This is a genomic window from Oceanobacillus sp. FSL K6-0118 (assembly GCF_038006665.1).
In the GTDB taxonomy this organism is placed as follows: domain Bacteria; phylum Bacillota; class Bacilli; order Bacillales; family Amphibacillaceae; genus Oceanobacillus; species Oceanobacillus caeni.
In genome coordinates, this window is the sequence record NZ_JBBOVR010000001.1 from 3,220,090 (window position 1) to 3,240,057 (window position 19,968).

Annotated in this window: 12 protein-coding genes and 2 rRNA genes; 4 read left to right on the forward strand and 10 right to left on the reverse strand. The window is 39.6% G+C overall.

Features of this window, described 5'->3' with window-relative positions:
• Nucleotides 1–15: 15 nt before the first annotated feature.
• The gene (locus MHI02_RS16365) at nucleotides 16–462 is read left to right on the forward strand and encodes a PaaI family thioesterase (RefSeq protein ID WP_047186549.1); all 447 of its coding nucleotides are present in this window, start codon (nucleotides 16–18) and stop codon (nucleotides 460–462) included.
• 174 nt (nucleotides 463–636) lie between these two features.
• Here the strand turns inward: MHI02_RS16365 and MHI02_RS16370 are convergent, their stop codons facing one another.
• The gene (locus MHI02_RS16370) at nucleotides 637–1,395 is read right to left on the reverse strand and encodes a TerC family protein (RefSeq protein ID WP_060669101.1); all 759 of its coding nucleotides are present in this window, start codon (nucleotides 1,393–1,395) and stop codon (nucleotides 637–639) included.
• Nucleotides 1,396–1,847: 452 nt separating this feature from the next.
• On the opposite strand from MHI02_RS16370, the gene MHI02_RS16375 reads away from it, so the two are divergent.
• The gene (locus MHI02_RS16375; protein ID WP_341166067.1) at nucleotides 1,848–2,405 is read left to right on the forward strand and encodes an NUDIX hydrolase; all 558 of its coding nucleotides are present in this window, start codon (nucleotides 1,848–1,850) and stop codon (nucleotides 2,403–2,405) included.
• Between the two features lie 316 nt (nucleotides 2,406–2,721).
• Here the strand turns inward: MHI02_RS16375 and MHI02_RS16380 are convergent, their stop codons facing one another.
• Together MHI02_RS16380 and MHI02_RS16385 are read right to left on the reverse strand one after the other, a co-directional pair.
• A complete protein-coding gene (locus MHI02_RS16380) occupies nucleotides 2,722–4,281 on the reverse strand; it encodes an FAD-dependent oxidoreductase (RefSeq protein ID WP_341166068.1) in 1,560 nt (519 codons plus the stop codon).
• A gap of 118 nt (nucleotides 4,282–4,399) precedes the next feature.
• Nucleotides 4,400–5,413 (reverse strand): asparaginase, encoded by a 1,014-nt coding sequence (locus MHI02_RS16385; protein ID WP_341166069.1) that lies wholly within the window; start codon nucleotides 5,411–5,413, stop codon nucleotides 4,400–4,402.
• A 488-nt stretch (nucleotides 5,414–5,901) separates the two neighbouring features.
• On the opposite strand from MHI02_RS16385, the gene MHI02_RS16390 reads away from it, so the two are divergent.
• Nucleotides 5,902–7,218: an IS1380 family transposase gene (locus MHI02_RS16390; RefSeq protein WP_047186544.1), complete on the forward strand. Its 1,317-nt coding sequence runs from the start codon at nucleotides 5,902–5,904 to the stop codon at nucleotides 7,216–7,218.
• Nucleotides 7,219–7,646: 428 nt separating this feature from the next.
• Nucleotides 7,647–8,963 carry an IS1380 family transposase gene (locus tag MHI02_RS16395; protein WP_047186544.1) on the forward strand — a complete coding sequence of 439 codons (1,317 nt, stop codon included), beginning with the start codon at nucleotides 7,647–7,649 and terminating at the stop codon, nucleotides 8,961–8,963.
• Between the two features lie 523 nt (nucleotides 8,964–9,486).
• Here the strand turns inward: MHI02_RS16395 and MHI02_RS16400 are convergent.
• The 7 genes from MHI02_RS16400 to MHI02_RS16430 form a co-directional block, all read right to left on the reverse strand.
• Complete coding sequence (locus tag MHI02_RS16400; protein ID WP_047186542.1) at nucleotides 9,487–10,752, reverse strand: dihydrolipoamide acetyltransferase family protein; 1,266 nt, start codon at nucleotides 10,750–10,752, stop codon at nucleotides 9,487–9,489.
• Nucleotides 10,753–10,775: 23 nt separating this feature from the next.
• The gene (locus MHI02_RS16405; protein WP_047186541.1) at nucleotides 10,776–11,819 is read right to left on the reverse strand and encodes an alpha-ketoacid dehydrogenase subunit beta; all 1,044 of its coding nucleotides are present in this window, start codon (nucleotides 11,817–11,819) and stop codon (nucleotides 10,776–10,778) included.
• A gap of 23 nt (nucleotides 11,820–11,842) precedes the next feature.
• Entirely contained in the window at nucleotides 11,843–12,790 is a 948-nt protein-coding gene (locus tag MHI02_RS16410) for a thiamine pyrophosphate-dependent dehydrogenase E1 component subunit alpha (protein WP_047186540.1), read from the reverse strand.
• A gap of 25 nt (nucleotides 12,791–12,815) precedes the next feature.
• Entirely contained in the window at nucleotides 12,816–14,168 is a 1,353-nt protein-coding gene (gene lpdA, locus MHI02_RS16415) for a dihydrolipoyl dehydrogenase (protein WP_047186539.1), read from the reverse strand.
• A gap of 163 nt (nucleotides 14,169–14,331) precedes the next feature.
• Entirely contained in the window at nucleotides 14,332–16,158 is a 1,827-nt protein-coding gene (locus MHI02_RS16420; protein WP_047186538.1) for a sigma-54-dependent Fis family transcriptional regulator, read from the reverse strand.
• A 308-nt stretch (nucleotides 16,159–16,466) separates the two neighbouring features.
• Nucleotides 16,467–16,581: ribosomal RNA gene (rrf, locus tag MHI02_RS16425) — 5S ribosomal RNA — on the reverse strand.
• 68 nt (nucleotides 16,582–16,649) lie between these two features.
• Nucleotides 16,650–19,566 (reverse strand): 23S ribosomal RNA (locus MHI02_RS16430).
• Between the last annotated feature and the right edge of the window lie 402 nt (nucleotides 19,567–19,968).

The window sequence follows — 19,968 nt, forward strand, 5'->3', positions numbered from 1 at the left end:
GGGAGAAAATTAATAATGAATAAGCTAGAAGGTTTAAAAAAAATGATAACAGGAGAAATTCCTGGTCCACCAGTCGCACAGGTACTTGGGTTTAATGTAGTAGAGGCTGAGGAAGGAAGAGTTGTTATAGAATTGGAAGCTTCTGAAAGACTTCATAATCCCATGGGTACATTACACGGCGGTATATTATGCGATATAGCTGACGCAGCAATGGGTTATGCTTTTTCGAGCACGCTTGCCGAGGATGAACTTTTTACGACAATGGATATTAAATTAAATTTTCTTAAACCTATTTTTCAATCGAAACTTCGAGCTGAGGGAAAATTAATAAAGAAAGGTTCCACAGTCGGATTACTGGAATGTCATGTATACGATGAAAAGCATAGCCTCGTTGCACATTCAACAAGCACATGTATGATTTTGAAAGGAAATTCGAGTGGGAAGAGATTAAAAACGGAATAAGGAAACTTTAGGAAGGAATTAAGTAAACCAGGCTAGATTAGTAATGAATTTTTTGTAACGATTAAGGATTCGCCCGACTGAGTAACGAGTTAAACCCAACAAGCAATCAAATGCTTATCGGGTTTAACTTTCTTTAATATATGGTTCTTCGTATGAACACTAAGGTCTTATTTTTTACCTCGACTTATTACTAGGTGCAAACCAACCAATTAGGGCAATACCAACTAATACACCATAGAAGATTATCGTCCAAATGGTACTGTGAGGAAAATCATGATCTAGAACACCTATATCCTCATGGGCGAGAGTAATAACCGCCAGTTTGACCCCAACCCACGCAACAATTACATATGCTGTTGTTTCTAATGCTGGACGTTTTTCAAGAAGTTGCACAAACCAGGTTGCTGCAAACTTAATCAAGATAAGTCCAGCAATTCCTCCAAGAAGTACAATAATAAATTGTCCTCCATCCATTCCTCCAAAATTATCTAACGGTGAATCTGGAAGACCAAGGGCAAGAGCAACTGCAGCTAGAATCGAATCAATCGCAAAGGCTAAGTCAGCTAATGCGATTTTCCCTACTGTGGGCCAAAAGCCTTTACCAGCTGATTCCTTCTCATCTTCTTTATGAATATCCTTATTTTCTTTCCCAAACCGTGCCTTGATGACATGCTTTAATCCTAAGTAAAGAAGATAAGCCGCTCCTATCGCTTGTATCTGCCAGACATTAGCAATAAAGGAAATTGCAAAGAGTGCAACAAATCGAAAAGCGAAGGCCATAATGATTCCGTAATTTATAGCTCTTTTTTTCTGTTCTTCGGGTAAATGCTTGGCAATAATGGCTAGAACAAGGGCATTATCAGCCGACAACAATCCTTCCAATCCAATTAGTATTAATAAAGTCCAACCATACTCTAGCCATATTGACTCCATGAACTTCTCCCCTATCTTTGACTAAAAGTAAAATTTCCACTAACTATATATTTTGTTAATGTACCGCAAGTATTCCTAAATAATTATACCAAAATTATAAAGAAGTCTTCCATCAGAGGAGGGCCTTCATCCTGCACTTATAGTTATTCGCACTTATCGGACTCCCACCTACCCTTTTTGTTCCCAAGAAACTTGAGGTGGGAGTCTTACTAACATCGAATGTTTAGAATGGAATTATAAGTTCATGTTCAACAATAAGAAGTTAAAGAACTTTGCAAACACATTACTAATACAAACAACATCTGCTCTTGAGATAAACCACTTATATCAGTTATGATAAAGAAGACATCCCTTTATCCCCACTGATGGGACCTTTACGGGCAGTTGATCTTTCATCTACCAGAAGCTTGAGGTGGGATAAAAACAAAATACAAGAAAAAGAAGTGAGCTAAATGATGAATTGGCGTGAGAGCATTAGAAATTACACACCTTGGAATGAACAAGAGGCAAAAGATAAAGCAATCATGATAAAATGTATGGATACGTTTAAAGATGTCCTAACACGGGATAACGAAATTGCCCATATTACCAGTTCAGGTTTTGTCGTAAATAAAAATAGAAATAAAGTGTTAATGGTGCACCATAATATTTACAATTCCTGGTCTTGGACAGGTGGACATGCGGATGGGGAAGAAAATTTATTGCAGGTTGCAATGAAAGAAGTAAAAGAAGAGACAGGAGTCCAACATGTGCAGCCTGTACACGAGAATATTCTGTCACTAGATATTCTAACGGTTATTAGCCATTATAAAAATGGTAAATATGTTGCCCCTCATCTACATTTATCCCTTGCTTATTTATTGGAAGCAGACGAAAATGATCCGCTTTTCATAAAACCGGACGAAAACAGCAATGTTCAATGGATTCCTTTTGAAGAGGTAGAAACCTATTCAAATGAACCCCACATGGTTAAAATATATAAAAAAGTGATAGATAAAATTCAATGTTAGCACAAAAGCGGAAGCGCCCGTTTAGCGACGTACGGACTGCGCCTGGCCATGCCAGGTGGTCCGATGTTGCCGCGCAAAGCGGAGGTTTTAATCGGACATTCCACCGCCGTAGGAGATAAAGGAAACACGGTGAGCGTAAGCGAGCCGATGTTGACTTATCGTACGGAGGTGAGGGAAGTCTCGCTAGTCGCTGGGCGCTGGAGCTGGACGCGGCTATTTCTGTATCTAAGTTATCCAAAGCCATACAAATTTTATAATTTCCTGACAAAAACAAAACTCGTATCATGGAAACATCCCCATCATACGAGTTCTCTTATTAATAACCGGAATCCTCCGAAGTAATATTATCAATCATTGTATAATCGTATTTTTGTAAAGGTTTTTCAGCTGGACCTTCAATCACGTCACCCGTATAAGTAAACCTTGATCCGTGACATGGACAATCCCAGCTGCGTTCTCCACTATTCCACTCTACCTCGCAACCAACATGGGTACAGGTTGTGTCCACAATATGCAGTTCCCCTTCTTGGTCTCGGTAAGCACCTTTTCTTTCGCCATTTATACGAATAACTGCACCTTCATCCTTCTCTAACGTATTCGGGTCGGTATTACTCGTTTGTAACTTTCCTTTAATTAGATGTCCTGCAACGTTCGCATTTTGAACAAGGAAGTTTTTAATACTAGGTGTCGCATAAAATCTAGATGGGGTATACAGTTCCCGGAAACTATTCTTCTTTCCTAATACGATGTCCTTCATTAAAAGTGCTGCAGCTGTACCATTGGACATGCCCCATTTTCTAAAACCTGTTGCAATCAAAATGTTTGGCTGACCAGGGGTTATTTCCCCAATATAAGGGACTTTATCTAATGTAGTAAGATCTTGAGCCGACCATCGATACGAAATATCTTCTAACCCAAAAACACTTTGGCCAAACTCCTCCAATGCATCGAAGTGTTTCATCGTGTCGGTACTTTGACCCGTTTTATGGCTTTCCCCAACAAGAAGGAGCATTTCTTCCCCATTGATAGTCACAGAACGAACGGAACGCGTTGGTTTATCCGCACTAATATACATTCCTCCAGGAAAGTTCTTCTTAGGTTTTGCAGCAACAATATAAGCACGATCCGCATACATTCTTGTTGAATATAGCCCCAATCCTTCAAAAAACGGAAAATGTGAACAAGCAAGTACATATTTAGCAGTTACCCGAAAATCTTTACTAGTTAAAACAGTTGGATTTTCACCTGTTTCAATATTGACTGCCGTTGTATTACTAAAAATTTGAACCCCTTTTTCCGTAATCTCATCTACAAGTTTGACTAAATATTTTAATGGATGGAACTGTGCTTGGTTCCGCATAACCACTGCATTTCTTATTCCTAAATCGAATGGAAGCTTTTCTACTAACCCGCCATCAATGCTAAGCTTTTCATATGCTCGTACCTCTTTTTTGACTTTTTCTTCATATTCGTCTGTCGTGGAATAGACGTAGGAATCCTGCTCCTTAAAATCACAATCGATGTTCAACGTTTCAACCGTATTTTTTATGAACTTTAATGCTTCCATATTAGCTTCATAATATAATCTTGCCTTACTTTTGCCCATGTTCGTAATGAGCTCGTCATAGATTAAATCATGTTGAGCCGTAATCTTCGCTGTAGTATGTCCTGTTGTTCCACCAAGAATCTGATCCGCTTCTAAAATAGCAACTTTCTTTCCTTCATTCGCTAAAAGATAAGCAGATGTAATCCCAGTAATTCCACCACCGACAATACAAACATCCACTTCAATATCTTTATCTAAACTTGGAAACTCCGGAAGCTTAACAGAATCTCTCCAATACGACTTCGTAATATCTGGTAATTTCTCAGGCATAATACCCCTCCATTATGTAGTGAATCATACTAACAGATTCTCCATTTTTAGATGGTAGTATACAGAACCCTTTTAAAAAAAACGACACTAAAAATAAACCTAGGAACTTTTCCCAGGTTTAATCCTCATGTTTATTCAACGTGAACTCAGCAGTAATTTCCCCTACCTTTTCACCTACTGTATTAAAAATCGGCTCTTTCTCATACTTAAGGAGTCTTTCTACCATTTTTTTGTCTAATATATTTAGTTGTTCCAGTACCTTCATTGCAGCAACATAGGCCCCACGATCATTTCCGTCTTCTACTTTAATCGCAATACCAAGCCCTTCTTCGACCAAACCTATTCCTTGCATTCCTTCTGCACCCATTTTAGATACTAGTTTTCCCTTTAAAACTTTCATTACATCCGTGTCAAAACGGTCTTTTCCAGCTACAAGTCGCGGATGAGCCATCATACTATTCCTAATTCTTTCTAAAGCATCACGGTGTGTCGTGTCTTCTAATTGATCAGGTCTAGCTAAACGTGCGAAACCAAGCGCAAAATTCTTAAGAGGTAAGTAATGAGTTGGCAAGCCACAACCGTCAATCGCTGCTTCAATATCTTCTCTTTTCATACCAAAAACATCAGCCATAATATCGATAATTCGTTGCTGCAGTGGATGAGATAACTCATAATATGTTTTAGGGCTTTCGTTCAAGTATAAACTAGCAGCAATCATTCCTGTATGCTTCCCTGAACAATTATTAAATACTGGCGAAACATCTCCACCATTTCGAATAACCGTTTTATACCCTTCTATATCTTTTGGGATTTGCGGACCACAATAAAGATCAGATTCCTTGATATTAATTTTTTCCATCATCCCAAGTACTGTCGACCGATGGATTTCTTCCCCACTATGCGAGGCACAGCTTACTGCTATTTCTTCATCAGTGAAGGAAAAATGTTCCGCAGCCCCACTTTCTATTAAAGGGATCGCCTGAAAGGGTTTTAAAGCAGAACGTGGAAAGGTCAATCTCGACGGATCCCCATATGAATATTTCAAATTCCCTTTTGTATCTACAATAGCTATATGAACATCATGGGTACTTTCTAAAAAACCACCGCGATATACTTGTATCGGTTTTGTCATGTTTGCATCCAACTCCTCGTTATTGTTAATTAAATCAAACCTTTAAGGCACAATCATAAAAAGTATTTTTAAATGCATACCCTTATCCCTCATTTTACACCAATTATACTTTATAAGGGCACGAGATCTATTTCTATTTTCCTTTATGTTAACCGCTTCCCCTTGATTATTATATACTAATCTTAATCTCATTACATGGAAGGCCAAAACTAGCTTTCCTTCATAGAATAATTTTGGTAAACCCCCTGTGAATCTTGTATTTTTGAATATGTATGCAAACATAAGAGAATCTGGAAATTTAGAAGACTAGTTAAATAATCAATTAAGGCCTTTAATCCTTAATTATTCATAAAAAATCCTTGAGCGCCTAAAAATGCATATCTACCAAGGAATCCAGCTAATTTAGTCATGCATCAAATAAATGAAAAAAGAATCCATTTCTGTTAAAGTTAAATCACCACAAAATAACCACAGAAAGGATTCTTATAATGGCTACTTTACCGCAATTAACACTAGATTTCAATCGTCAAATTAAATTGTCAAATGATGGAGGTTCCCTTTCCTCCGATACGGGTGAATTCATCTTTAAAGAATTTGATAGGAAAATTGGATTCTTAAAGACTATTGCTGAATACCTTCACTTAAATGACGAAAGAAAATACCATTACCATTCGAATGAAGAACTACTCCGCCAAAAGATTTACCAAATCATTGCTGGATATGCGGAAGATGACGATGCGGATCAATTGACTCAAGACCCTGTGTTCACAAAAGTTATTGAAACGGATGCTTTAGCTTCTCAACCAAGTTTATCACGGTTTTATACACGGTTTGATAAAGAATCCATTGAACAATTAAATCAAGCCAATCAAGCACTCTTGGATAAGGTTCATGAATTCAGAAAGTCAAAGGCACTCATTATTGACCTAGATTCCACTCATGCTGATACCTATGGCAAACAAGAGTCTGCGGCTTACAATACCCATTATGGTACAGTTGGATTTCATCCATTAGTTGCATTTGACGGGATAACCCGTGACTTTTTAAAGGCACAGTTGCGCCCTGGAAATGTCTATACTTCCAATGGTGTTGTGGACTTTGTAGAACCCCTTATCACACATTACAATGAAGAATTTCCAGAAACAATACCGTTCTTACGTGCAGATAGTGGTTTTGCCGTCCCAGCCTTGTATGACTTATGTGAACGTGAATCTGTTTATTATGTCATTCGTTTAAAGTCTAACGCTGTTTTACAGCGAATGGCAGATGAATTACACCCTGCAACAGCGCCATCAGATGCAACAAAGTCAGAGCACTATTATGAGGAAATTGACTATCAAGCAAAATCATGGTTTAAATCAAGAAGAATAATCATTCAATCCGTTCGACCAGCAGGAGAACTATTTTTCACTCATTCATTCTTCGTCACAAATCTGGTCGATGCATTTACACCAAAGGATATCGTTCATACCTACCAAAAAAGAGGTACGATGGAAACCTTTATTGATGAAGCAAAAAATGGCTTTTATTTGGATAAAATGAACAGCCACTCCTTCCAAGTAAATGAAGCAAAGATGATGTTAAGTTTGTTAGCGTATAACCTAACAAACTGGCTTCGAACACTTTGCTTTCCAGAAGGACAAAAGACAATGCAAATCGATACCATTCGCACAAGAATTATTAAAGTCGCTAGTAAGTTGGTAAAATCTGGGCGTTCCCTTTACTTTAAATTGTCCTCTAGTTTTGTGTACCAAAAGTTCTTTTGGAAGGTTCTTCAACGAATTCAAGCACTAAAACTGGAATAAAACATACAAATACCTATTTTTTTAAAAGTATGGTAAGCCCAAGGGGGTAGTCTGCCCAAAAATGGCCATTTTTTGGTATTTAAAGTTGCGTTCCTCAAATTTATGGTTATTTTGGGCTTAACTATATTTATAATTTGAAAAAATATAGAATTTGAACCTTGTTTACTTAGGCACATGGAAGTATGAATAATTAAGGTTAATATATATTTAAGCAGTGTGTTTTATGTAAGAAGATGGAACGTAGTATGAAGATATCGTAAGGATGATATACATAAACCTTAATTATTCATAAAAAATCCTTGAGCGCCTAAAAATGCATATCTACCAAGGAATCCAGCTAATTTAGTCATGCATCAAATAAATGAAAAAAGAATCCATTTCTGTTAAAGTTAAATCACCACAAAATAACCACAGAAAGGATTCTTATAATGGCTACTTTACCGCAATTAACACTAGATTTCAATCGTCAAATTAAATTGTCAAATGATGGAGGTTCCCTTTCCTCCGATACGGGTGAATTCATCTTTAAAGAATTTGATAGGAAAATTGGATTCTTAAAGACTATTGCTGAATACCTTCACTTAAATGACGAAAGAAAATACCATTACCATTCGAATGAAGAACTACTCCGCCAAAAGATTTACCAAATCATTGCTGGATATGCGGAAGATGACGATGCGGATCAATTGACTCAAGACCCTGTGTTCACAAAAGTTATTGAAACGGATGCTTTAGCTTCTCAACCAAGTTTATCACGGTTTTATACACGGTTTGATAAAGAATCCATTGAACAATTAAATCAAGCCAATCAAGCACTCTTGGATAAGGTTCATGAATTCAGAAAGTCAAAGGCACTCATTATTGACCTAGATTCCACTCATGCTGATACCTATGGCAAACAAGAGTCTGCGGCTTACAATACCCATTATGGTACAGTTGGATTTCATCCATTAGTTGCATTTGACGGGATAACCCGTGACTTTTTAAAGGCACAGTTGCGCCCTGGAAATGTCTATACTTCCAATGGTGTTGTGGACTTTGTAGAACCCCTTATCACACATTACAATGAAGAATTTCCAGAAACAATACCGTTCTTACGTGCAGATAGTGGTTTTGCCGTCCCAGCCTTGTATGACTTATGTGAACGTGAATCTGTTTATTATGTCATTCGTTTAAAGTCTAACGCTGTTTTACAGCGAATGGCAGATGAATTACACCCTGCAACAGCGCCATCAGATGCAACAAAGTCAGAGCACTATTATGAGGAAATTGACTATCAAGCAAAATCATGGTTTAAATCAAGAAGAATAATCATTCAATCCGTTCGACCAGCAGGAGAACTATTTTTCACTCATTCATTCTTCGTCACAAATCTGGTCGATGCATTTACACCAAAGGATATCGTTCATACCTACCAAAAAAGAGGTACGATGGAAACCTTTATTGATGAAGCAAAAAATGGCTTTTATTTGGATAAAATGAACAGCCACTCCTTCCAAGTAAATGAAGCAAAGATGATGTTAAGTTTGTTAGCGTATAACCTAACAAACTGGCTTCGAACACTTTGCTTTCCAGAAGGACAAAAGACAATGCAAATCGATACCATTCGCACAAGAATTATTAAAGTCGCTAGTAAGTTGGTAAAATCTGGGCGTTCCCTTTACTTTAAATTGTCCTCTAGTTTTGTGTACCAAAAGTTCTTTTGGAAGGTTCTTCAACGAATTCAAGCACTAAAACTGGAATAAAACATACAAATACCTATTTTTTTAAAAGTATGGTAAGCCCAAGGGGGTAGTCTGCCCAAAAATGGCCATTTTTTGGTATTTAAAGTTGCGTTCCTCAAATTTATGGTTATTTTGGGCTTAACTATATTTATAATTTGAAAAAATATAGAATTTGAACCTTGTTTACTTAGGCACATGGAAGTATGAATAATTAAGGATAAAAATTATTTTATTTCATTCCTCTATATAAATTTTCCTTTGTGTTATTCGGCTTGAGCAATACCTAGTTGCAAGAAGGGGGAGTATTTATACTTTATTTTTGTAAATTTAAAAAAGGTCATAGAATTTCTCGAATAAAATCGGCTTTTCTTGAAAATACTATGGTCTAGCCTTCATTATACACTTGGCACACTTTCATCTATCTATTTACAATTATTATAAACTAAGTAAATCCTTCATATGAAAACCTGAAGTAAGAAATTTGAGACCTTGGAAGATATATGGAGTAATTAAAATATCTTCCAAGGTCTTTTCTTTTGTTTATTTATAAGGTTAGTAGATAAGGTGATTCAATATATTTCATTACTAGATTTAAGAACTGTGCTGCTGTTTCACCATCTAGAATTTGGTGATCAAAAGTTAAGCTAAACGGGATTCTCTTAACTTGTTTCACTTTTCCCTCTTCCGTTAAGGCTAATTCCTCCTGTAATGCACCTACACCTAAAATACCACTTTCTGGTGAATTTAGAATTGGAGTGAAGTATTCAATTCCCGTTGCACCCATATTACTAATCGTAAAGGTAGCACCCGAGAGTAAATCACCGCTTGCTTCTCCATTTCTAGCTTTGGTTGAGATTTCTTTGATTTTTCTTGCAAGGTCTCCAATTGTTTTTTGATGTGCATTTTTAACAACTGGGACAACCAAACCGTCCTCAAGTGATGTGGCAATTCCCAAATGAACCTCATCCAATTCTTTTAGCTCACCGTTATAGTAGAGAGAATTCATTTTCTTGTAATCTTGTAAGGCAAGAACGGTTGCTCTAGCAATTAGTACAGTTATACTAAGTTTTACATCTAGATTACTTTTGTCAATTTCCTTTCGTAGTGATTTTTGGAAATCAATCAGTTTGTCTGCATTTACTTTTCGATGCAGGGTTAACTGTGCTGTTTGTGCTAAACTTCCACGCATTCCACGAGCAATAGCTTTGCGCATTGGTGAGAGCCCTTCGCCCACTGCTTCTAAATCAACGTAATTCTTTGTCCTTTCCTCCACTTCTAATGTTTCTGCTGGTTGATAATCGAACCCATTAGCTTCCACTCGCTGAATGTCCAATTTCGTAATTCGCCCATTACCACCAGTACCTTTGATTAATTCTATATCAAAGTTCATTTTCTTGGCCATTTTTCTAGCCAATGGGGTAATAAATATCCGCTCACCTTTAATTGTCTTTCCTTCCTTATCATCTGACTGACAATTAGGATCTTTTTCTTTTGATGTTTCAAAAACAATGGCCGATTCTTTCTCCTTCTCTTCAACATCTATTGAAACAGAAGCATTCCCGACCTGTTCACCTTCTTCTCCTATTGCTCCAAGCATCCCTCCTACTTCTACTTCATCACCAATATCCGCATTTTTGACTAACAGAACACCTGCAATTGGTGCTTCCACTTCTTGGGTAAGCTTTTCTGAACTAATTGTCAATATTGGTTCATCTTGTTCGATGTGGTCTCCGACTTCTTTGTGCCATTCTACAATTGTACCTTCTGTCATCGTCATCCCTAATTTTGGCATTACAATGGGTTCACTCATTTAATCATTCACCTCCTAAAAGTTTATTCTTTTTTTAAATCAAAAATTAATTCTTCTGCCACTTTTAACACCTTGTTCGCATCTGGAATATATGCTTTTTCCAAATTCGCGGCAAATGGTACAGGTGTGTCCGGTGCGCAAACAGTTTTAATAGGTCCATCTAAATAATCAAATGCTTTATCAGCGACGACTGAAGCTACATCTGTAGCAGTGTTGTTATGCGGATTTGCCTCATCAATTACAATGAGTCTTCCTGTTTTCTTTACAGATTCTAAAACGGTTTCTTCATCCCATGGTGCCACCGTTCTTAGATCGACTACTTCTATAGAAACCCCATCTTTTTCCAACCCTTCCGCTACTTCAAGCGCTACATGAACCATTTTGCCAATTGCAACGATAGTAAGATCCTTTCCTTCTTTCGTAACGCTTGCTTTACCAATCTCTACTGTATAATATTCTTCCGGTACTTCACCTTTCATACCATAAATCGATTTATCCTCTGAAAAAACGATAAGGTTATCCTCTTCAATCGCTGCTAACATCAGACCCTTTGCATCATATGGATTAGACGGAACAACCACTTTTACTCCCGGTATAGATCCAAACATTCCATATAAGGTTTGCGAATGCTGCGCAGCTGCTCCAACACCTGCTCCGTGTACCGTTCGTACAGTAAGTGGTATTTTAGCTTTCCCACCAAACATATAGCGCATCTTAGCTCCTTGATTCAATATAGGGTCTAAGGCAAAGCCAATGAAATCATTAAACATTAATTCAGAGATTGGCCGTAATCCAGTAGCAGCTGCACCTACTGCAGCACTAAAATAACCATGCTCTGCAATCGGTGTATCAATAACCCTTTCCCTCCCATACTTTCCAACGAGTCCTTTTGACAAACCAAATACACCACCAAATGCATCTTCATATACATCATCTTGGATGAGGTGATCAACTTCCGCTCCACCAGCAACGTCTGTTCCAATTAATATAACCCGATCATCTTTTTCCATTGCCATATCCATGCTTTCTGTGATAGCGTTCATAAATGAAATTTTCCTTTCAGCCATTGTAATTCCTCCTTTTACTTTTTTTATGCGAAAACGTCTTTATATAAGGATGATTCATCAGGTAATGGGCTAACCTCAGCAAATGCAACAGCATCTTCAATCGTCTTTTCTGCTGCTGATTCAATGGAATCTGCTTCTTCTTTTGTTATCCAACCATTCTCAACCGCCTTCCCCCGAAACTCTATGATTGGATCACGGTCTCTATTTGGATCATCCTCCGATTTGTATTTTTGTTCGTCACCTTCGAAATGTCCGTATTGACGATACGTATCACATTCAATTAATGTAGGTCCTTTACCAGCTTTTGCTCTTTCAATTGCTTCCTCCGTAGCTTTATACACTGCTTCAACATCCATTCCGTCCACACGTACACCTGGCATATTATAGGCTGACGCTCTTTCCGCAACAGTCTCAGACGCACTTGCATATCTAAACGGTGTTCCTTCACCAAATTGATTGTTCTCACAAACAAAGATAACTGGTAAATCCAAAATCGAAGCAAGATTTAAGCCTTCATGGAATGTCCCCTCATTCGAGGCGCCGTCCCCAAAGAAGCAAACCGCCACATTATCGTTACCTAACGTCTTAATAGAAAGTGCAGCACCAGCTGCTAAACCAAAGCCGCCACCAACAATCCCATTGGCACCAAGCATACCTTTATCGATATCAGCAACGTGCATTGATCCACCCTTACCTCCACCTAATCCATCCTTTTTACCCATAATTTCTGCCATCATCCCATTAATATCACAACCTTTTGCAATAGCGTGTCCATGACCACGGTGTGTACTGGTGATATAATCGCTATCTTCTAACTGAGCCATAACCCCTGTTGCAACAGCTTCTTCACCAGCATACAAGTGAACAAAACCTGGAATAAGACCCTTTCCAAAGATACGACGAACTTGTTCTTCAAAAAATCGAATCTCATTCATCTTTTGATAAATCCATAGAGCTGTTTTCTTTTCCATTTCAAATTCCTCCCTTTAATGCTTTTTACATATGAATAGCTTGTTTAAATAGGGCATTGGCGCTTTCACCAATTGTTTCTGAAACAGTTGGATGGGCATGTATCATTGTTGCCAATTCCGTAACGGTCCCCTCAGCGTGTTTCATGGTTAAGATCTCACCAATCAGTTCTGTCGCACCAGTACCAACGATAACAGCGCCTAAGATCTCTTCATAATTGTTTTCAGAAATAATTTTTACAAAGCCTTCTGTCGATCCCATAGCAATAGCCTTAGCATTTCCGCCAATACTTGACATGGTTACTTTCACATCGTAACCAGCTTCTTTCGCCTGTTCTTCACTTAATCCAAACGAAGCGACTTCTGGGTGTGTGTAAACACATCTTGGAATTTTTGTTTGGTCAAGATTTAAACTGTGATCGCCTGCCATTTCATGTACAGCAACAATCCCTTCTGCACTCGCAGCATGTGCCAATTGATAGGCCCCAACCAAATCCCCTACTGCGTAAACATGTTTTCTACTCGTTTCATAAACCTCGTTTACTGCAACAAATTTATTACTTTCATCCATTTTCAAATTCAAATCCTGTGCCAATTTAATATTGGGCTTTCTTCCTGTTGCGACTAAAAGTTTATCAAAAGGTATCTCTTGATTAGATAAAATTACTTTGTTTTCTTTTACCTCTTTAATTTTTGCTTTTATAATAGTTTGAACCGATTGCTTATCTAATTGCTTTTTAATAATTTTTCTCGCATCATCATCCTCAGTCATTAAGATATCTGGGGCTACTTCGATAATCGTTACTTTCGTTCCTAATGGTGCCATAGCAGATGCCAATTCTACGGATATAACGCCTCCACCAATAATTACTAGTGATTTGGGTAGTTTTTTCAAATCAAAAAATGTATCTGTTGTCAGGTAATCAATCTCCTCCAATCCTTTAATTGGAGGTACAAATGGTTTACTACCAGTTGCTAATAAAATATCTTTCCCACTAATTCTCTCTGCACCAATATCAACCGTTAAATCTGCCTTTATTTTTGCTTCCCCTTGAAAGACGGTGACATTGTTTTTCTTAAGTAGATGAGACACTCCACCAGTTAACGTTCGAATAACTTGATCTTTTCGGTTCATTAATTTGGGAAAATCAATAGAAACTTCTCCTGTTTTAATCCCCCAATCATTTGCTTGCTTTATTCCCTCTACTAATTCACTATACTTTAATAGTGTTTTTGAAGGAATGCATCCAACATTCAGACAAGCTCCACCAATTTTTTCTCTTTCCACAATGGCAACTGTCTTCCCTAACTGTGCAGCTCGAATAGCTGAGACATATCCACCTGGACCTGCACCGATGATGACTACATCAAATACTTTCAATGTATCAACTCCTTTCTTCGCTGTTTCACTAGTTTATATGCAAAAAACATGCCAACAAGTAATATCTTGCTATGACTCCGCTTTCAATTACTTTGAAAATAAAAAATAAAAAAATGAGACGCTTTTCTCAAATCGTCTCATTTTTTCTCAAATATTTTATGAATTATAAGTTGAATTTCTTTATCTTTCTATATAATGTTGCTCTTGATATATTCAATTCTTCTGCAGCTCTAGATACCCTACCGTTATATTTAGCTAGCGCTTCTTTCATTCTTTTAATCTCTAATTGTGTTCTAACATCATAGTTTTCTATTTTCTTAGGTTGGGACTTGGCGGAAAGTGAAGTTGGTTCTAATACGGAGACAAGTTGTAATAACTCTTCATCGTTTGGTGTTTGATTGGTAAATAATATTTTGCATCGTTCCAAAGCATTATATAGTTCACGCACATTCCCTTGCCACTCTCCCTGCATGAAAATCTTCTCCAATCTCCTTATCCAACTAGGAAACCATCTTTCCCTCTCACAATAGTCATTTATGAAGTGTTTGATATCTTCTTTTCTCTCTCTTAGTGGAGGTATTTGAATAGGGAAAACATAAATCCGATAAAACAAATCCTTTCTGAATTTCCCCTCCTTTACCAACTTTCGAATATCCTCATTAGAAGCAGTAATTATTCTGATATTGAGACGAATCGAGCCTGTCCCTCCGATACGTGTTATTTCTCTTTGCTGTAGAGCTCTTAATAATGACACTTGCATCGATGATGACATTTCTTCGATTTCATCAAGAAATAATGTTCCACCATTAGCTTGTTGCAATTTACCTTTATATCCTTTGTTGTTTGCACCAGTGAAAGATCCTGGCTCATATCCAAACAATTCACTTTCTAGTAATCCTTCAGGTAATGCACCGCAATTTATTGTTAAGAAAGGACCGTTGGAACGACTACTGTTATCATGAATGGTCTGAGATATAACTTCTTTCCCAGTACCGGTTTCTCCATATATATGTACCGATGTATCCGTAGCAGAAACTTTCTTAACGTCCTCCAATACTTTCTGAAATGTTGCACTCGTACCTTTCACACCTTTAAAGTTAAGTGTTGAAGAATCCTTAAAAGGCATTTCGATAGGGATACGATATCCAATAATCCTATTTCCATTTTTAATAGGGATACGTAGATTTGATAGTTGTATATCCGTTTCTTTAATAAATTCAGATAAGGTACATCCGATGAGAGAATGATACGTAGAAGATAGTCCCGTTGGTAATGAATAAATAACTTCATTAGTTGAGCATATGATTGCATTCTGGTCGGAGTTAAAATCGGGTTGGATCAGCAGTTCCAAATCCTCTTGCACTTGTTGTTTCAAATCTAAAGAAATAGAATCAGCAGCTAATTTTATAGATGCTAAAACATAATTATAGTTAATCGAACGATACAGACTGGAAATGTTAAGTACACCAATTAAATTATCATCCTGTCCGAATATTGGAGCAGCAGTGCAATTCCATGCTTGAGAGGCAACTGAGAAATGTTCATATCCCTTAACCGTTATCGGCTTTTTCAAGCGTAGAGCAAGTCCAATCGCATTAGTACCAACTTCCTTCTCTCCCCACTTCGCTCCCTCGATAAAATAGATTTTATCAGCCGCATGTTTAACCGTGTTCTCTCCTTCTTCAAATAATATATAACCATCACAATCTGTTAAAGTGGTTACATAACGCCAGCCTTTTAAAAAATCTCTTAATTGTTCAATATGTGGTTTGGCTAAATCTAGCAATAATTGATTTTGCTTCTTCTTTCGTTTTAATGATTGTAAATCTAAGACCTTTCCAGCCTTACCACAATATGGGTTTACATTTTGATTTCTACAAAACTGCCAGGATTCAATTATTTCACTAGATATATTCGTTTCTTTCAATCCAATTGTCCCCTCATAGAGAAAGCGCTGCCAAATTTGTTTTGAAACAACTTTCCTACCCATGTTATTGATCCTCCTGTTAAGTTTTTATGTACTTAAATTATATACTTCATTATGATTTATGTTAAGTATGGGCTATTTATTCACTTTTAAAATATCAATGGACATCAACTCAAATGAGAAGAATAAAACTTGATAAATCACTATTCCCTCCGAAATATGTAACGTAAAATTACTATTAAATTGTTTAAATAACTCTTTATCATAATAGTTAAGATTAATTGTTTGGAAAGAATACTGTGTTTATCAAAGCTTTTCCCAATATAAAGAGACAGGATAAGATTTTTCATCCTATCCTGTCTTTTAGTTTTGCCTGGCGGCGTCCTACTCTCGCAGGGGGAACCCCCAACTACCATCGGCGCTGGAGAGCTTAACTTCTGTGTTCGGTATGGGAACAGGTGTGACCTCTCCGCCATCGCTACCAGACAATTGATATTCAATTAGGATTTGTATCCTGAAAACTAAATAAGAGTAAATTATAACATCAAAAGAAGTTAGTTAAGTCCTCGATCGATTAGTATTTGTCAGCTCCACGTGTCGCCACGCTTCCACCTCAAACCTATTAACCTCATCGTCTCTGAGGGATCTTACTCATTTAAAATGATGGGAAGTCTCATCTTGAGGGGGGCTTCATGCTTAGATGCTTTCAGCACTTATCCTTTCCATACGTAGCTACCCAGCTATGCTCCTGGCGGAACAACTGGTACACCAGCGGTATGTCCATCCCGGTCCTCTCGTACTAAGGACAGCTCCTCTCAAACTTCCAACGCCCACGACGGATAGGGACCGAACTGTCTCACGACGTTCTGAACCCAGCTCGCGTACCGCTTTAATGGGCGAACAGCCCAACCCTTGGGACCGACTACAGCCCCAGGATGCGATGAGCCGACATCGAGGTGCCAAACCTCCCCGTCGATGTGAACTCTTGGGGGAGATAAGCCTGTTATCCCCGGGGTAGCTTTTATCCGTTGAGCGATGGCCCTTCCATGCGGAACCACCGGATCACTAAGCCCGACTTTCGTCCCTGCTCGACTTGTAGGTCTCGCAGTCAAGCTCCCTTCTGCCTTTACACTCTGCGAATGATTTCCAACCATTCTGAGGGAACCTTTGGGCGCCTCCGTTACCTTTTGGGAGGCGACCGCCCCAGTCAAACTGCCCGCCTGACACTGTCTCCGAACCGGATCACGGTCCTGGGTTAGAAGGTCCATACAGCCAGGGTGGTATCCCACGGATGCCTCCACGTAAGCTGGCGCTCACGTTTCTAAGGCTCCCACCTATCCTGTACAAGCTGCACAGACATTCAATATCAGGCTACAGTAAAGCTCCACGGGGTCTTTCCGTCCTGTCGCGGGTAATGCGCATCTTCACGCATCGTATAATTTCACCGGGTCTCTCGTTGAGACAGTGCCCAAGTCGTTGCACCTTTCGTGCGGGTCGGAACTTACCCGACAAGGAATTTCGCTACCTTAGGACCGTTATAGTTACGGCCGCCGTTTACTGGGGCTTCGGTTCTAAGCTTCGGGCAAAAGCCCTAACTCTTCCCCTTAACCTTCCAGCACCGGGCAGGTGTCAGCCCCTATACTTCGCCTTTCGGCTTCGCAGAGACCTGTGTTTTTGCTAAACAGTCGCTTGGGCCTATTCACTGCGGCTCTACTCCGTAGAGCACCCCTTCTCCCTAAGTTACGGGGTCATTTTGCCGAGTTCCTTAACGAGAGTTCTCCCGCTCACCTTAGGATTCTCTCCTCGCCTACCTGTGTCGGTTTGCGGTACGGGCACCTGTGACCTTGCTAGAGGCTTTTCTCGGCAGTGTGAAATCAGGAACTTCGGCCAGAAGGCCTCCCCATCACAGCTTGAAATGGCCAGGCGGATTTGCCTACCTGACTTTCTCACTGCTTGGGCGCACACATCCATCCGTGCGCATTCCTTATCCTACTGCGTCCCCCCATCGCTCAAACGGTCATGAGGTGGTACAGGAATATCTGCCTGTTGTCCATCGCCTACGCCTTTCGGCCTCGGCTTAGGTCCCGACTAACCCTGAGAGGACGAGCCTTCCTCAGGAAACCTTAGGCATTCGGTGAAAGAGATTCTCACTCTTTTTTCGCTACTCATACCGGCATTCTCACTTCTAAGCGCTCCACCAGTCCTCACGGTCTGACTTCACAGCACTTAGAACGCTCTCCTACCATTGTTCGTAAGAACAATCCACAGCTTCGGTGATACGTTTAGCCCCGGTACATTTTCGGCGCAGAGTCACTCGACCAGTGAGCTATTACGCACTCTTTAAATGGTGGCTGCTTCTAAGCCAACATCCTGGTTGTCTAAGCAACTCCACATCCTTTTCCACTTAACGTATACTTTGGGACCTTAGCTGGTGGTCTGGGCTGTTTCCCTTTCGACTATGAACCTTATCACCCATAGTCTGACTCCCAAGTTTAAGTATCTGGCATTCGGAGTTTGACTGAATTCGGTAACCCGATGAGGGCCCCTAGTCCAATCAGTGCTCTACCTCCAGTACTCATCATCTTGAGGCTAGCCCTAAAGCTATTTCGGAGAGAACCAGCTATCTCCGTGTTCGATTGGCATTTCACCCCTACCCACACCTCATCCCCGCATTTTTCAACATACGTGGGTTCGGGCCTCCAGTCAGTGTTACCTGACCTTCACCCTGGACATGGGTAGATCACACGGTTTCGGGTCTACGACCGCATACTAAATCGCCCTATTCAGACTCGCTTTCGCTACGGCTCCGTGTCTTCCACTTAACCTTGCATACAATCGTAACTCGCCGGTCCATTCTACAAAAGGTACGCCGTTACGCATGAACGCGCTTCGACTACTTGTAGGCACACGGTTTCAGGTACTCTTTCACTCCCCTCCCGGGGTGCTTTTCACCTTTCCCTCACGGTACTGGTTCACTATCGGTCACTAGGGAGTATTTAGCCTTGGGAGATGGTCCTCCCGGATTCCGACGGAATTCCACGTGTTCCGCCGTACTCAGGATCCACTCCGGAGGAAATTCTTTTTCGATTACAGGGCTGTTACCCTCTTTGGCTAACCTTTCCAGGTTGATTCATCTAAAGAATTTCTTTGTAACTCCTTGTGGAGTGTCCTACAACCCCAGAGAGCAAGCTCTCTGGTTTGGGCTGTTTCCGTTTCGCTCGCCGCTACTTGGGAAATCGCATTTGCTTTCTCTTCCTCCAGGTACTGAGATGTTTCAGTTCCCTGGGTGTGCCTCTTATGCCCTATGTATTCAGACATAAGTCCTGTTCCATTACGAACAGTGGGTTTCCCCATTCGGAAATCCTCGGATCTATGTTTACTTACAACTCCCCGAGGCATATCGGTGTTAGTCCCGTCCTTCATCGGCTCCTAGTGCCAAGGCATCCACCGTGCGCCCTTATTCACTTAACTAAGTTTACAATGAATAAGCGTGCTATTATATAGCCTTGCTTTAGCTTCAGCTCCTAACGACTAGCGTACTTCCTTCACCTTCGTGCGATAAGTCAACATCGATTCACTATCGTTCATCGTGTTTCCTTTATCTCCTTCGGCTCAGTCCAGTCCGTACGTCGTTGAACAGTCGCTTCAGCCTTTTGATTGATGTCGTTTGATTACTCTTATTTAGTTTTCAAGGTACAAAGTTTCAGAGAGATTTGCTCTCTCAAAACTGAACCAAACAACACAGTATGCTTCATCCAAATTAGGATGTTCCGTAATGTCCAGCTGCAGCACCCAGCGACTAGCAAACTTCCTTTACCTCATGACACGATAAGTCAACATCGATTCACTTACGTTCATCGTGTTTCCTTTATC